This window comes from Streptomyces sp. NPDC096048 (genome assembly GCF_044763415.1).
Taxonomy (GTDB): Bacteria; Actinomycetota; Actinomycetes; order Streptomycetales; family Streptomycetaceae; genus Streptomyces.
Genome location: NZ_JBIWGG010000024.1, coordinates 1 through 16,070, shown reverse-complemented (window position 1 = coordinate 16,070; position 16,070 = coordinate 1). Strand labels below are relative to the sequence as shown.

General features: G+C 74.0%; 1 protein-coding gene. It reads left to right on the top strand.

All coding sequences use genetic code 11. The features are described 5' to 3' along the window. Positions 1-16,070 (top strand): type I polyketide synthase (locus ACIQ6R_RS36935; RefSeq protein ID WP_404226425.1); only part of this gene is annotated, 16,070 nt, incomplete at both ends.

Here is a 16,070-nt window from a genome sequence, read left to right as displayed (position 1 = left end):
CTGGCCCAGCGGCGTGCGGCCGAGGGCCTGCCGGGCCTGTCACTGGCCTGGGGCGCCTGGGAACAGAGCGTCGGAATGACCGGCACCCTCTCCGAGGCCGACATGCAGCGCATCGCCGCTTCCGGAGCCGCGCCCCTCCCCGTCGAACGCGGGCTGGCCCTCTTCGACACGGCCACCGGATCCGACGAGCCCCTGGTCGTCGCCGTCGGAGCCACCTCCGGCGACAACCGGATGCCCGGAGCGGTGCCACCACTGCTGCGCAACCTGGTACGAGGCACCCGCCGCACCGCCGCGACCGCCAGCGGCGGCGCGAGCACCGCGGCCGACCTCGCCCGCAGCCTCCTGGACATGCCGGCGGACGACCGGGTCCGCCACGCCGTCGAACTGGTGCGGGCCGAGGCCGCCGCCGTGCTCGGCCACTCCTCGGCCAAGGCCGTCGAACCCGGCCACGAGTTCCGCGAACTGGGCTTCGACTCGCTCACCGCGGTCGAACTGCGCAACCGCCTGACCACCGTCACCGGCCTGCGGCTCACCGCCACCCTGGTCTTCGACTACCCCACCCCGCACGGTCTCGCCGAACACCTGGTGGGCGAACTCCTCGACGAGCACGGTGAGACCGGCATGCCCGTCGTGGCGGCCGAGGTGGCCGAGGACCCGGTCGTCATCGTCGGCATGGCCTGCCGGATGCCCGGCGGCATCGCCACCCCGGACGACCTGTGGCGGATGCTCGCCGACGGGGAAGACCGCATCACCGACTTCCCCACCGACCGCGGCTGGGACCTGAACTCCCTGTTCGGCGGCGGTCCCGACAGCCGGGGCGTCAGCGCCACCCGGCGCGGCGGCTTCCTGGTCGACGTCGGCGGCTTCGACGCCGGGTTCTTCGGGATCTCGCCGCGCGAGGCCCTGGCGATGGACCCGCAGCAGCGCCTGCTCCTGGAGACCTCCTGGGAGGCGTTCGAACGCGCCGGCATCGACCCAACGGGCCTGCGGGGCACCGCCACCGGCATCTTCGTGGGCACTACGGGCCAGGACTACGCCAACCTCGTCATGACCTCCCGCGAGGACGTCGAGGGACACGCGAGCACCGGCCTGGCCACCAGTGTCATCTCCGGCCGGGTCTCCTACGCCCTGGGCCTGGAGGGACCGGCGCTCACCGTCGACACCGCCTGCTCCTCCTCGCTCGTCGCGCTCCACCTCGCCGCCCAGTCACTGCGCAGCGGGGAGAGCTCCCTCGCGCTCGCGGGCGGCGTCACCATCCTCTCGACCCCGATGAATTTCTCCGGGTTCACCCGGCAGGGCGGCCTCGCCGGCGACGGTCTCTGCAAGGCCTTCGCGGACGCGGCCGACGGCACCGGCTGGTCCGAGGGCGTCGGCCTGCTCGTCCTGGAGCGACTCTCCGACGCCCGGCGCAACGGCCACGAAGTGCTGGCCGTCGTGCGCGGCTCGGCCATCAACCAGGACGGTGCCTCCAACGGTCTGACGGCGCCCAACGGGCCGTCCCAGCAGCGTGTCATCCGCCAGGCCCTGGCCGGCGCCGGGCTCACCCCCGCCGACGTGGACGCGGTCGAGGCGCACGGCACGGGCACCACCCTGGGTGACCCCATCGAGGCCCAGGCACTCCTCGCCACCTACGGCAGGGACCGGGGCCCGGAGCGGCCGCTGCTGCTGGGCTCCATCAAGTCGAACATCGGTCACACCCAGGCCGCCGCCGGTGCCGCGGGCGTCATCAAGATGGTGCTCGCCATGCGCCACGGCACCCTGCCCAAGTCCCTGCACGTCGACCGGCCGTCCACACACGTCGACTGGGAGGCCGGGGCGGTCCGCCTGCTCACCGAGAAGACCCCCTGGCCGGAGACCGGGCGCCCCTGGCGTGCCGGTGTCTCCTCCTTCGGCCTCAGCGGCACCAACGCCCACGTGATCCTCGAGCAGCCGGAGCCGGCCACCGCCGAGCCGGAGACCACCACGACCCCGGAGGAGCCCGCGGTCCTCCCGGCCGTCGTGCCGTATCCCGTTTCCGCCCGCACCGAAGAGGCCCTGCCCGGACAACTGGACCGGATCACCGCGCTCGACGCCTCCCCACTGGACCTGGGCTTCTCCCTGGCCACCGGCCGCTCCGCCTTCGAGCACCGCGTGGTCCTGCTGGCTTCCGTCGACGGTGCGGGGGAGCCGGTGGAGGTGGCGCGTGGTCGTGCCGTCGAGCGTTCGCTGGCGGTGCTGTTCTCCGGTCAGGGGTCGCAGCGGGTGGGGATGGGGCGTGAGTTGTACGCCCGTTTCCCGGTGTTCGCGGCGGCGCTCGACGAGGTTCTCGTCCTGCTGGACCCGCAGTGCGATCGGCCGTTGCGTGAGGTGTTGTTCGCGGAGGAGGGCAGTGAGGAGGCGGCCCTTCTGGACTCCACTGGTTATACGCAGCCCGCGTTGTTCGCGGTCGAGGTGGCGTTGTTCCGGCTGGTGGAGTCGTGGGGTGTCGCACCGGGGTTCGTGGCGGGGCATTCCGTCGGTGAGATCGTGGCCGCGTATGTGGCGGGTGTGTTCTCGCTGGGGGATGCGTGTGCGCTGGTGGCGGCCCGGGCCCGGCTGATGCAGGAGTTGCCCGCGGGTGGTGCGATGGTGGCCGTGCGGGCGGCTGAGGCGGAGATCGCCGACCGTGTCACCGGCGGTCTGTCTGTGGCGGCGGTGAACGGCCCGGATTCTGTGGTCATCGCAGGTCCGGAGGCGGAAGTTGCCGCGTTGGCGGATGTGTGCGCGGGTGAGGGGCGCAAGACGCAGCGGCTGTCGGTCAGTCACGCCTTCCACTCGGTGTTGATGGAGCCGATGCTGGACGCCTTCCGTCAGGTGGCGCAGGGGCTGACGTATGCCGAACCCCGTATCCCGGTCGTCTCCAATGTCACGGGTGCGGTCGCGGAGCCGGGGCAGCTGACCAGTCCCGCCTACTGGGTGGAGCACGTCCGTGCGACTGTCCGGTTCGCCGACGGCGTGCGCGCGCTCGCCGGTGCCGGTGCCGACGCCTTCCTGGAGATCGGCCCCGGCGGCGTCCTGACCGCTCTCGCCCAGCAGAGCATCGACGCCGCCGCCGGAGCGTTGGTCGTCCCCGCGCTGCGCAAGGACCGCGACGAGGAGTCCGCGCTGCTCACCGCGCTGGCCCAGCTCCACGTGGCCGGCACGGACATCGACTGGGTCCGCTGCTTCGAGGGGACAGCTGCGCGCCGCGTCGCGCTGCCGACGTATGCCTTCCACCACGAGCGCTACTGGCCGCGCCCGGCCACGCACACCGGTGATGTCACCGGCGCCGGGCTCCGGCCCGCCGAGCACCCGCTGCTCGGTGCCGCCACGGCCCTCGCCGCTTCCGAGGGAGTCCTTTTCACCGGGCGTCTCTCCCTCTCCACCCACCCCTGGCTCGCCGACCACACCGTCGGCGGCGGCATGGTGCTGTTCCCCGCCACCGGCTTCCTGGAACTGGCCGTCCGCGCCGGGGACGAGGTCGGCTGTGACCGGGTAGAGGAGTTCACCCTCGCCACGCCGCTGCTGCTGCCAGAGGATGCCGCCGTCGTCGTGCAGGTGTGGGCCGGCGCCCCTGACGAGAGCGGCTCCCGCACGGTCGGCCTGTACTCCCGGCCGGCCGACGCCTCCGAGGAGACCTGGACCGAGCACGCCTCCGGCGTCCTGACCACCGGCGCCGCCGTCCTGCCCCTGGACGCCTCGGTCTGGCCGCCGGAGGGTGCCGTCGCCGTCGACCTGGAAGGCTTCTACGACCGCACCGAGTACGGTCCCGTCTTCCGCACCATCCGTGCCGTCTGGACCCGTGACGAGGAGGCCTTCGTCGAGGCGACGCTGCCGTCCCAGGCAGACGACGCCGGCTACTACGGCATGCACCCGGCGCTGCTCGACGCCGCCGTCCAGTCCGTCGGCTTCGCCGGTCTGGACGACGAGCACAAGTTGCTGCCGTTCCTGTGGGCAGGGGTGTCGCTGCACGCGGGCGGCGCCTCCGTGGTCCGCTTCCGGGTCGCGCGTACCGGCGAGGAATCGGTGTCCATCGCCGCCGTCGACATCGAGGGCGCCCCCGTCCTGTCTGCCGAGTCGCTGGTGCTCCGCGTTCCGGCGGGGACACAGGCCCCCGCCACCCGCCGCCCGGAGCTGGACTCGCTGCTCCGCCTGTTGTGGTCGCCGCTGCCGGAAGCCCCGGGGACGCCGGAGGCCCCGGGGACGCCGGAGGCCCGGGGGTCCGGAGACACCGCCCCTTCCTTCCGGCACGCCATCGTCGCCGCACCGGGCGAGGACGACGCCGCAGCCGTCCTGACCGGGCTCACCGGTGAGGAAGACCTCGTCTGCGTGCCGTTCCCCGGTGACACCGGCGACGGGACCGAGGGCCGGGACGTGCCCCTCGCCACCCACAAGCTCTCCGCGCGCGCCCTCGGCCTGGTGCAGGAGTGGCTCGCCCAGGAGCGGTTCGCCGGCTCCCGTCTGGTGTTCGTCACCCGCCGCGCCGTCCAGGCCGGCCCCGAGGACCGGGTCGAGGACCTGCCCGCCGCCGCCGTCTGGGGTCTGGTCCGCGCCGCGCAGTCCGAGAACCCGGGCCGATTCGCCCTGGTCGACCTGGACGAGGCCGCCCACGTCGAGGATGTCCTGGCGCGGCTGCCCGCGCCGCTCGCGGACGGCGACGCCCAGTTCGCGGTCCGGGAGGGCGCGGTGCTGGTGGCGCGGCTCGACCGCGCGGTGGCCGGCCCCGGCCTGCTGCCGCCCGTCGAGGGCCCGTGGCGCCTGGACAGCACGGACCCGGGCAACCTGGACGCGCTGACGCTGCGCGCCTGCCCCGAGGTGCTGGAGGCGCCGGCGGGCAGGCAGGTCCGCCTGGAGGTGCGGGCCGCGGGTCTGAACTTCCGTGACGTGCTGAACGCGCTCGGCATGTACCCCGGCGAGGCCGGACTCCTCGGCGCCGAGGCGACCGGTGTCGTGACCGCCGTGGGTCCCGAGGTGACCGGTCTCGCGGTCGGCGACCGGGTGATGGGCATGGTGCCCGGCGGCCTCGCCACCGAGGCGCTGATCGACGAGCGGTTCCTCGTCCGCGTCCCCGACGGCTGGAGCGACGAGGTGGCGGCCTCGGTACCGCTCGTCTTCCTCACCGCCCACTACGGACTCACCGAACTCGCCGGTCTGTCGGCGGGGGAGCGGGTGCTGATCCATGCGGGTGCCGGTGGTGTGGGGATGGCGGCGGTGCAGTTGGCGCGTCATCTGGGTGCCGAGGTGTTCGCGACGGCCAGTGAGGGCAAGTGGGAGGTTCTGCGGGGGCTGGGTCTGGACGAGGATCACATCGCGTCTTCGCGGGATGTGGGTTTCGAGGGGAAGTTCCGTGCGGTCACCGGTGGCCGTGGGATGGATGTGGTGCTGAACGCGCTGGCGGGTGAGTTCGTGGACGCCTCGCTGCGGATCACGGCGCCCGGTGGCCGGTTCCTGGAGATGGGCAAGACCGATGTCCGTGATCCGGAGTCGGTGGGCGGTGGGGTGCGTTACCGCGCCTTCGACCTCGGCGAAGCCGGACCCGAACGCATCCACGAGATGCTCGGCGAACTCGTCGGCCTCTTCACCGACGGTGTGTTGAGTCCGTTGCCGGTGCGGGTGTGGGATGTGCGGCGGGCGCGTGAGGCGTTCAGGTTCATGAGCCGGGCCGGGCACGTGGGGAAGATCGTGCTGCGGATGCCGTCGCGTTGGGATCGTGAGGGCACGGTTCTGGTGACGGGTGGTACGGGTGGTCTGGGCCGGGTGCTGGCCCGTCATCTGGTGGCGGTGCGTGGGGTGCGTCGTCTGTTGCTGGTGTCGCGGCGTGGTCCGGCGGCCGAGGGTGTGGGTGCCTTCTGTGCGGAGTTGGAGGGGCTGGGCGCGGTCGTCGAGGTGCGGGCGTGTGATGTGGCCGATCGTGCGCAGGTGGAGGGGTTGCTGGCGTCGGTGCCGGTGGAGCATCCGTTGACGGCGGTGGTGCACACGGCGGGTGTTCTCGACGACGGTGTGGTGACGTCGTTGTCGGGGGAGCGGTTGTCGGGTGTGCTGCGTCCGAAGGTGGACGGGGCCTGGCATCTGCATGAGCTGACGCGCGACTCGGGTCTGGCGGCGTTCGTGGTGTTCTCGTCGGTGTCGGGTGTGATGGGCAGTGCGGGGCAGGCCGGCTACGCGGCGGCGAACGTGTTCCTGGACGTGCTGGCCCAGCGGCGTGCGGCCGAGGGCCTGCCGGGCCTGTCACTGGCCTGGGGCGCCTGGGAACAGAGCGTCGGAATGACCGGCACCCTCTCCGACACGGACGCGCGCCGCATGACGGCGGCCGCCGCACCGCCCCTCACCGTCGAACAGGGCCTCGCCCTGTGGGACGCCGCCACGGCCTCCGACGAGCCGTACCTCGTGCCGATCGGCGCATCCGGCAGCAGCAGGATGCCCGGCGACGTCCCGTCGCTGCTGCGCAACCTGGTACGCGGCACCCGCCGCACCGCCGCGACGGCCGTCGGCGGCGCGAGCACCGCCGCGGCCGTCACCCGGCAACTCCTCGACCTGCGCGAGCAGGAGCGCCTGCGCTTCGCGGTCGACCTGGTCCGCGCCGAGGCCGCCCCGGTCCTCGGGCACTCCTCGGTCAAGGCCATCGACGCCGACCGCGACTTCCACGACCTCGGCTTCGACTCGCTCACCGCGGTCGAACTGCGCAACCGGCTGACCACGGCCACCGGTCTGCGCCTCCCCGCGACCCTGGTCTTCGACTACCCCACGCCCACCGTTCTCGCCGAGCACCTGGTCTCCGCCCTGCTCGACGAGCAGCGCGCCACCGGCACGGCCGCCCCGGTCACCGTCTCCGCGGCCCTGGCCGAGGACCCGGTCGTCATCGTCGGCATGGCCTGCCGGATGCCCGGTGGCGTCAGCTCTCCCGAGGAGCTGTGGCAACTGGTCATCGACGGCGGCGAAGGCATCTCCGCGTTCCCGACCGATCGAGGGTGGGACCTGGAGACCCTCCGGCGGGGCGGTGAGGGCGGCCACGGCCGCAGCGCCACCTCCGAGGGCGGCTTCCTGTACGACGTGGCGGACTTCGACGCCGGGTTCTTCGGGATCTCGCCGCGCGAGGCCCTGGCGATGGACCCGCAGCAGCGCCTGCTCCTGGAGACCTCCTGGGAGGCGTTCGAACGCGCCGGTATCGAGCCCGCCACCGTGCGCGGCAGCCGCACCGGCGTCTTCGTCGGCACCAGCGGTCAGGACTACACCACCCTCGTCATGAACTCCCGTCAGGACGCCGAGGGACACGCCCCCACCGGCCTCGCCACCAGCGTCATCTCCGGACGCCTGTCCTACACGTTCGGCCTGGAGGGCCCGGCGGTCACCATCGACACCGCCTGCTCGTCCTCCCTGGTCGCCCTCCACTGGGCGGCGCACGCGCTGCGTTCCGGCGAAGCCGACCTGGCCCTCGCCGGCGGCGTCACCGTCATGTCCACCGCCATGGGCTACGCGGGCTTCACCCGGCAGGGCGGCCTCGCCCCCGACGGCCGGTGCAAGGCCTTCGCGGACGCCGCCGACGGCACGGGCTGGTCCGAGGGCGTCGGCATCCTGGTCGTGGAGCGGCTGTCCGACGCCCGCCGCAACGGCCACCCGGTCCTCGCGGTCCTGCGTGGCTCGGCCGTCAACCAGGACGGTGCCTCCAACGGCCTCACCGCCCCCAACGGGCCGTCCCAGCAGCGCGTTATCCGCCAGGCCCTGGCCGGCGCCGGGCTCACCCCCGCCGACGTGGACGCGGTCGAGGCGCACGGCACGGGCACCACCCTGGGTGACCCCATCGAGGCCCAGGCCCTGCTCGCGACGTACGGTCAGGACCGCCCCGAGGACCGGCCGCTGCTGCTGGGCTCCATCAAGTCGAACATCGGACACGCCCAGGCCGCCGCCGGAGTCGCGGGCGTCATCAAGACCGTCATGGCGCTCCGGCACGGCGTCCTGCCCAAGTCCCTGCACATCGACCGGCCGTCCACGCACGTCGACTGGACCGAGGGCGACGTACGCCTGCTGACCGAGACCACCGCCTGGCCGGAGACCGGCCGTCCGCGCCGCGCCGCCGTGTCGTCCTTCGGCATCAGCGGGACCAACGCGCACACCATCATCGAGCAGGCCCCCCAGGACGACGAGCCGGTGCCCGCCCGGGAACCGGAGGCCTCCCCAGCCGTCGTCCCGTGGCCGGTGTCCGCGAAGTCCCCGGAGGCGCTGGATGCACAGCTCACCCGGATCACCTCCGTCACCGGACCCACCCCACTGGACGTGGGCCTGACGCTCGCCACCGAGCGCTCCGCCTTCGAGCACCGCGCGGTCCTGCTGGCTTCCGTCGACGGTGCGGGGGAGCCGGTGGAGGTGGCGCGTGGTCGTGCCGTCGAGCGTTCGCTGGCGGTGCTGTTCTCCGGTCAGGGGTCGCAGCGGGTGGGGATGGGGCGTGAGTTGTACGCCCGTTTCCCGGTGTTCGCGGCGGCGCTCGACGAGGTCCTGGTCCTGCTCGATCCGCAGTGTGATCGGCCGTTGCGTGAGGTGTTGTTCGCGGAGGAGGGCAGTGAGGAGGCGGCCCTTCTGGACTCCACTGGTTATACGCAGCCCGCGTTGTTCGCGGTCGAGGTGGCGTTGTTCCGGCTGGTGGAGTCGTGGGGTGTCACACCGGGGTTTGTGGCGGGTCATTCCGTCGGTGAGATCGTGGCCGCGTATGTGGCGGGTGTGTTCTCGCTGGGGGATGCGTGTGCGCTGGTGGCGGCCCGGGCCCGGCTGATGCAGGAGTTGCCCGCGGGTGGTGCGATGGTGGCCGTGCGGGCGGCTGAGGCGGAGATCGCCGACCGTGTCACCGGCGGTCTGTCTGTGGCGGCGGTGAACGGCCCGGATTCTGTGGTCATCGCAGGTCCGGAGGCGGAAGTTGCCGCGTTGGCGGATGTGTTCGCGGGCGAGGGGCGCAAGACGCAGCGGCTGTCGGTCAGTCACGCCTTCCACTCGGTGTTGATGGAGCCGATGCTGGACGCCTTCCGCCGTGTCGCCGAGACCCTGGAGTACTCCGAACCGCGCATCCCGGTCGTCTCGAACGTCACGGGTGCGGTCGCGGAGCCGGGGCAGCTGACCAGTCCCGCCTACTGGGTGGGCCACGTCCGTGCGACTGTCCGGTTCGCCGACGGCGTGCGCGCGCTCGCCGATGCCGGTGCCGACGCCTTCCTGGAGATCGGCCCCGGCGGCGTCCTCACCGCCCTCGCGCAGCAGAGCATCGACGCCGCCGCCGGAGCGTTGGTCGTCCCCGCGCTGCGCAAGGACCGCGACGAGGAATCCGCGCTGCTCACCGCGCTGGCCCAGCTCCACGTCGAGGGGGCCCGGGTCGACTGGGCCCGCGTCTTCGACGGCACCGGTGCCCGACGAGCCGACCTGCCCACCTACGCCTTCCAGCGCGCCCGCTTCTGGCCCGACACCCGGCGCCCCGCCGAAGATGCCGGGAGTGCCGATCCGCTGGACCACGCCTTCTGGACGGCCGTCGAGGGGGAGGACCTCACCGGTCTCGCCTCCGACCTGGACGTGGACACCGACGCGCTGGGCGCCGTGCTGCCCGCCCTGTCGACCTGGCGGCGCAGGCGGCGTGACCAGGCGATGGTCGATTCCCACCGGCACCACGAGGCGTGGAGGCCGCTGTCGCTGCCGGCCAACGCGCCCGTCCCTTCCGGCACCTGGCTGGCCGTGGTGCCCGCCGCACTGGCCGAGGACCCGTGGACCTCCGCCGTGCTCGACGCCGTCGGCACCGACGTCGTACGCCTCACCCTCGGCCCCGAGGACACCGCCGGGCGCGAGACGCTCGCCGGACGGTTGCGCGGGCTCTCGGCCGACGGCTCCGCCTTGACGGGCGTGGTGTCCCTGCTGGCCCTCGCCGACTCGTCGGAGGCCGCCGCGCTGCCCGACGGACCCGGTGTGCCCGCCGTCGCGACCGCGGTCCTGTTCCAGGCCCTCCTCGACGCCGGCGTCACCGCACCCCTGTGGTGCGTGACCCGGGGAGCGGTCGCCGTGGCCGCCTCCGAGGCGCTCACCGCTCCCGTCCAGGCGGCCGTCTGGGGTATCGGGCGGGTCGCCGCGCTGGAACACCCCGCCGCCTGGGGCGGTCTCGTAGACCTGCCCGCCGAGCTGGACGAGCGGACCGCCCGCCGGTTCGCCGCCGTCCTCGCCGGCCACGACGGCGAGGACCAGGTCGCCGTCCGCGCCTCCGCGGTCTTCGGCCGCCGCCTGGTCCCGGCGCCGGACACGGCCCCCGACACCGGCTGGGAACCGCGCGGCACGGTCCTCGTCACCGGCGGCACCGGCGGCCGGGGCGCCCACCTGGCCCGACGGCTCGCGACCGCGGGCGCCGAGCACCTGGTGCTGCTGAGCCGGCGCGGGCCCGAGGCACCCGGCGCCGGTGACCTCCGCGCCGAACTGGAGGGACTGGGTGTCCGTGTCACCCTCACCGCCTGTGACGCGGCCGACCGCGGGGCACTGGCCGACGTCCTCGCGGACATCGCGGCCGACATCCCGCTCACCGCGGTGGTGCACGCCGCGGGGGTAGTCGACGACGGCGTCCTCGACGAACTCAGCCCCGAGCGGTACGGCGCTCCGCACCGTGCCAGGACCGTGCCCGCCTTGCACCTGCACGAACTGACGCAGGGTCTGGACCTGGACGCGTTCGTCCTGTGCTCCTCCGTCGCCGGCACCGTCGGCACGGCCGGCCGCGCCAGCCTCGCCGCGGCCACCGCCGTCCTCGACGCGCTCGCCCGGCACCGACGCGACGCGGGCCTGCCCGCCACCTCGGTGGCCTGGGGCGCCTGGGTCGGCGACGAGCCCGACGGCCCCGCGGACGCGCAGCGGTCCGAGGGCGAGGGGAGGCCCGCACGGCGTGCCGCCGGCCACCCGGCCGTCCACCCCGACCTGGCGGTGGCCGCGCTGCGGCAGGCCGTCACCCGGCCGGAGACCGTGACCGTGCTCCTCGACCCGCGCCAGCCGCAGGTCCTGGACGGCCTCATCGGGATGCGCGGCAACGCGCTTCTGCGCGACCTGCCGGAGGCCCGGCAGGCACTGGCCGACGCCGAGGACACCCGGGACCGGACCAGGAGTACCGCGTCCGGGCTCGTGGACCGGCTGCGCGACCTGCCCGCCGACGAGCGGACCGGGCTCGTGACGGACCTGGTGCGCACCCACGCGGCCTTCGTCCTCGGTCACCCCGGCCCGGAGGCCGTCGCCCCCGACCGGAACTTCCGCGACCTGGGCTTCGACTCGCTCACCGCGATCGAGCTGCCGAACCGGCTCGCCCTCGCCACCGGGCTGCGGCTGCCCGCCACCACGGTGTACGACTACCCGACCGCGCAGGCGCTCGCCGCGCACCTCGTGGCCGAACTGCTCGGCGAGCAGGGCAGTCCCGCTCCCGACCCGGCCACCGCGGCCGCCCTGGCCGAGGACCCCGTCGTCATCGTCGGCATGGCCTGCCGCCTGCCCGGCGGGGTGCGCTCCCCGCAGGACCTGTGGACGATGCTCAGCGAGGGGCGCGACGGGATCGAGGCCTTCCCCGAGGACCGCGGGTGGGACCTCGCCACACTGACGTCCGGTGGCGCCGACGGCCGCGGCCGCAGCGCCACCCTGCACGGCGGCTTCCTCGCCGGGGCCGCCGAGTTCGACGCCGCCTTCTTCGGCATCTCGCCGCGCGAGGCCCTGGCGATGGACCCGCAGCAGCGGCTCCTGCTGGAGAGCACGTGGGAGGCGTTCGAACGGTCGGGCATCGACCCCGACGGGCTGCGCGGCAGCCGTACGGGCGTGTTCGTCGGCACCAACGGCCAGGACTACTCCACCCTCGTCATGAACAGCCGCGAAGACCTGGAGGGGCACGCCGGCACCGGACTGGCCGCGAGCGTCGTCTCCGGCCGCCTCGCCTACACCTTCGGCCTGGAGGGCCCGGCGGTCACCGTCGACACCGCCTGTTCCTCCTCCCTGGTCGCCCTGCACTGGGCGATGCAGGCCCTGCGCGCCGGCGAGTGCGACCTGGCCGTGGCGGGCGGCATCACCATGATGAGCACGCCGTCCGCGTTCTCCGGGTTCACCCTCCAGAACGGCCTGGCCACCGACGGCCGCTGCAAGGCGTACGCGGACGGGGCCGACGGCACCGGCTGGTCCGAGGGCGTCGGCCTGCTCGTCGTGGAGCGTCTTTCGGACGCCCGCCGCAACGGGCACGAGGTCCTCGCCGTCGTCCGGGGCTCGGCCGTCAACCAGGACGGTGCCTCCAACGGTCTCACCGCGCCCAACGGGCCGTCCCAGCAGCGCGTCATCCGCCAGGCCCTCGCCGGCGCCGGGCTCACCCCCGCCGACGTGGACGCCGTCGAGGGCCACGGCACCGGCACCCCGCTCGGCGACCCCATCGAGGCCCAGGCGCTCCTCGCCACCTACGGCCAGGACCGCGACCCCGAACGGCCGCTGCTGCTCGGCTCCGTCAAGTCGAACATCGGCCACACCCAGGCCGCCGCCGGTGTCGCCGGCATCATCAAGACGGTCATGGCGATGCGCCACGGCGTCCTGCCCAAGTCCCTGCACATCGACCGGCCGTCCACGCACGTCGACTGGGAAGCCGGGGCGATCCGGCTGCTCACCGAGGAGACAGCCTGGCCCGAGACGGGACGCCCCTGGCGGGCGGGCATCTCGTCCTTCGGCATCAGCGGCACCAACGCGCACACCATCATCGAGCAGGCCCCCGAGGCCCCCGAGGCCCCCGAGGCCCCCGAGGCCCCCGGAGCCGACGAACCGAAGACCGCCGAGGACCCGAGGACCACCCCCTCCGTCGTGCCGTGGCCGGTGTCGGCAAAGTCCGGCCAGGCCCTGGACGCCCAGATCGCGAGTGTCACGGCGCTCACCGGCACCGAACCGCTCGACGTGGGCTTCTCCCTCGCCACCGGCCGCACCCGGTTCGACCACCGCGCGGTGCTGCTCGCCGGGCCCGACGGCGCCCCGGCCGAGGTCGCCCGCGGCCGGGCCGCCCACCGCGGCCTCGCGATGCTCTTCTCCGGGCAGGGCTCGCAGCGGGCGGGGACGGGGCGTGAGCTGTACGCGCGCTTCCCGGCATTCGCCGACGCGCTGGACGAGGTCATGGCCCGCCTCGACACCGAACTGGCCCGTCCGCTGCGCGAGGTGCTGTTCGCACCGGAGGGGACGTCCGAGGCCGCTCTCCTGGACACCACCGGATACACCCAGCCCGCGCTGTTCGCGGTCGAGGTGGCCTTGTTCCGGCTGGTGGAGTCGTGGGGTGTCGCACCGGAGTTCGTGGCGGGGCATTCCGTCGGTGAGATCGCGGCCGCGCACGTGGCGGGGGTGTTCTCGCTGGAGGACGCGTGCGCGCTGGTGGCGGCCCGGGCCCGGCTGATGCAGGAGCTGCCGGCGGGCGGTGCGATGGTGGCCGTGCAGGCGACCGAGGCCGAGGTGGCGCCGCGGCTGACGGAGGGGGTTGCCCTGGGTGCGGTCAACGGCCCGGACTCCGTCGTCCTGTCCGGTGCGGAGCGGGAAGTCCTGTCCCTGGCCGCCGCGTTCGCCGCCGAGGGCCGCAAGACCCAGCGGCTGGCGGTCAGTCACGCCTTCCACTCGCCGCTGATCGAGCCGATGCTCGCGCACTTCCGCCGCGTCGCCGAGACCCTGCGGTACGCCGAGCCCCGTATCCCGGTCGTCTCCAACGTCACCGGTGCGGTCGCCGAGCCGGGGCAGCTGACCACCCCCGAGTACTGGGTGGACCACGTCCGCGCCACCGTCCGGTTCGCCGACGGAGTACGCGCCTTGGCCGAAGCGGGCGCCGACGCCTACCTGGAGATCGGCCCCGGCGGCGTCCTCACCGCCCTCACCCAGCGCGTCCTGGACGCCGACGAGCGGGACGAGGCGGTCGCCGTCCCGGCCCTGCGAAAGGACCGCGACGAGGAGACCGCCCTGCTCACCGCGCTCGCCGCTCTCCACGTCACCGGCGTGCACGTCGACTGGGCCGCCTGGTTCCACGGCACCGGAGCCCGCCGCACCGAGCTGCCGACCTACGCCTTCCAGCGCGAACGCTACTGGCCGCGCCCGGCCGCCCTCACCGGCGACGTCAGCACGGCGGGCCTCATCTCCGCCGACCACCCGCTCCTCGGCGCGGCCGTCCCGCTCGCCGACTCCGAGGGAGCCCTGTTCACCAGCCAGATCTCCTTGCAGGTGCACCCCTGGCTGCTCGACCACAAGGTGGGTGGAACGGTCATGATGCCCGGCACGGGCTACCTGGAGATGGCGATCCGCGCCGCCGATCAGGTCGGCTGCGCCCGCGTCGAGGAACTCGTCCTGGCCGCCCCTATGGTCCTCGACGAGAAGGTGCCCACCTCCGTCCAGGTCGTCATCGGCGCCCCCGGCGAGGACGGCTCCCGCTCGCTCACCTTCTACTCCCGCCCCTCCGACGCCGTCGACGGTCCCTGGACCCGGCACGCCGACGGTGTCCTCGCCGTCGAGGAGCGCAGCGACCCCTTCGAGACTCCCGTCTGGCCACCGGCCGACGCGGTGTCCGTGGAGTTCGACGGCGACTACAGCCGCACCGAGTACGGGCCGTCCTTCCACGGACTGCGCCAGGTGTGGGTCCGCGGGGAGGAGGCGTTCGCGGAGGTCACGCTTCCCGAGGAGATCGCCGGGGACGCCCAGTACTTCGGGATGCACCCCGCCCTGCTGGACGCCGTCCAGCACGCGAACGGCTACCTCGGAGTCGGCAGCGCCGACAATCCGCTGCTGCCGTTCGCCTGGAACGGCGTCTCCCTGCACGCCGCCGGCGCGACCACCCTGCGGGTGCGGATCACCCGGCTCGGCGACGAGTCGGTCCGGCTGACCGCCGCCGACGCCGAGGGCGCCCCGGTGCTCTCCGCCCGGTCCCTGGTACTGCGCGCCCCGAGCGTCCCCCGTGCCCCGGTGGTCGGTGGCGGTCAGGAACCGGTGTTCCGGCTCGACTGGACCGCGGCCCCCGAGGTCAAGCCCACCGAAGGCCTGACCGCCACGGTCCTGGGCGAGGACGTGTTCGGCGCCGGCGGCAGCCTGACCTCCCTCGCCGACCTCACCGCCACCGACGCGGACACCTCCGCCGCCCCGGACTTCGTCCTCGTACCCCTCGGCGGAACGTACGACGGCCCTGCGGGCGCCGGCGACCCGTACGCGGCCGGGAACGACGTGCCCGGCGCGGTCCACGCGCTGACCACCCGCACCCTGAACCTGGTCCAGGAGTGGCTGGACACCCGGGGGCTCGACCGCTCGCGGCTGGTGTTCGTCACCCGGGGCGCGGTCGCCGCGGACGACACGGAGACGGTCCACGACCTCGCGGCGGCCGCCGCCTGGGGCCTGGTGCGCTCCGCCCAGTCCGAGAACCCCGACCGGTTCGTCCTGCTGGACCTGGACCCGAACCCGGCCGTGGACCCGGGCGCGACGGACGCCTCCGCACAATCCGGCCCACCGGCCGCCCCCGACGCCCTGCGGACCCTGCTGCCCGGCCTGCCGGGGCTGCTCGCCACCGGTGACGCCCAGTTCGCCGTACGCGGGGGCACCGCCCTCGTCGGCCGGCTCGACCGGCTCACCACCGCGCCCGGCCTGCTCGCGCCGACCGGGGTGCCGTGGCGTCTCGACACCACCGGCAAGGGCAGCCTGGACAACCTCGTCCTGGCTCCCTGCCCGGAAGTCCTGGCACCACTCGGCGCCCACGAGGTACGCATCGACGTGGACGCCACCGGCCTGAACTTCCGCGACGTACTGAACGCGCTCGGCATGTACCCCGGCGAGTCCGGCCCGATGGGCACCGAGGCCACCGGCACGGTCACCGCCGTCGGCGAGGCCGTCACCGGTCTCGCGCCCGGCGACCGCGTCCTGGGCACCGTGCCCGGCGGCTTCGGCCCCGTCGTCGTCGCCGACGCGCACTACTTGGCCCGCGTCCCCGACGGCTGGACCAAGGAGCAGGCGGCCTCCGTGCCGCTGGTGTTCCTCACCGCGCTGTACGCCTTCCGTGATCTGGCCGGTCTGTCGGCGGGGGAGCGGGTGCTGATCCATGCGGGTGCCGGTGG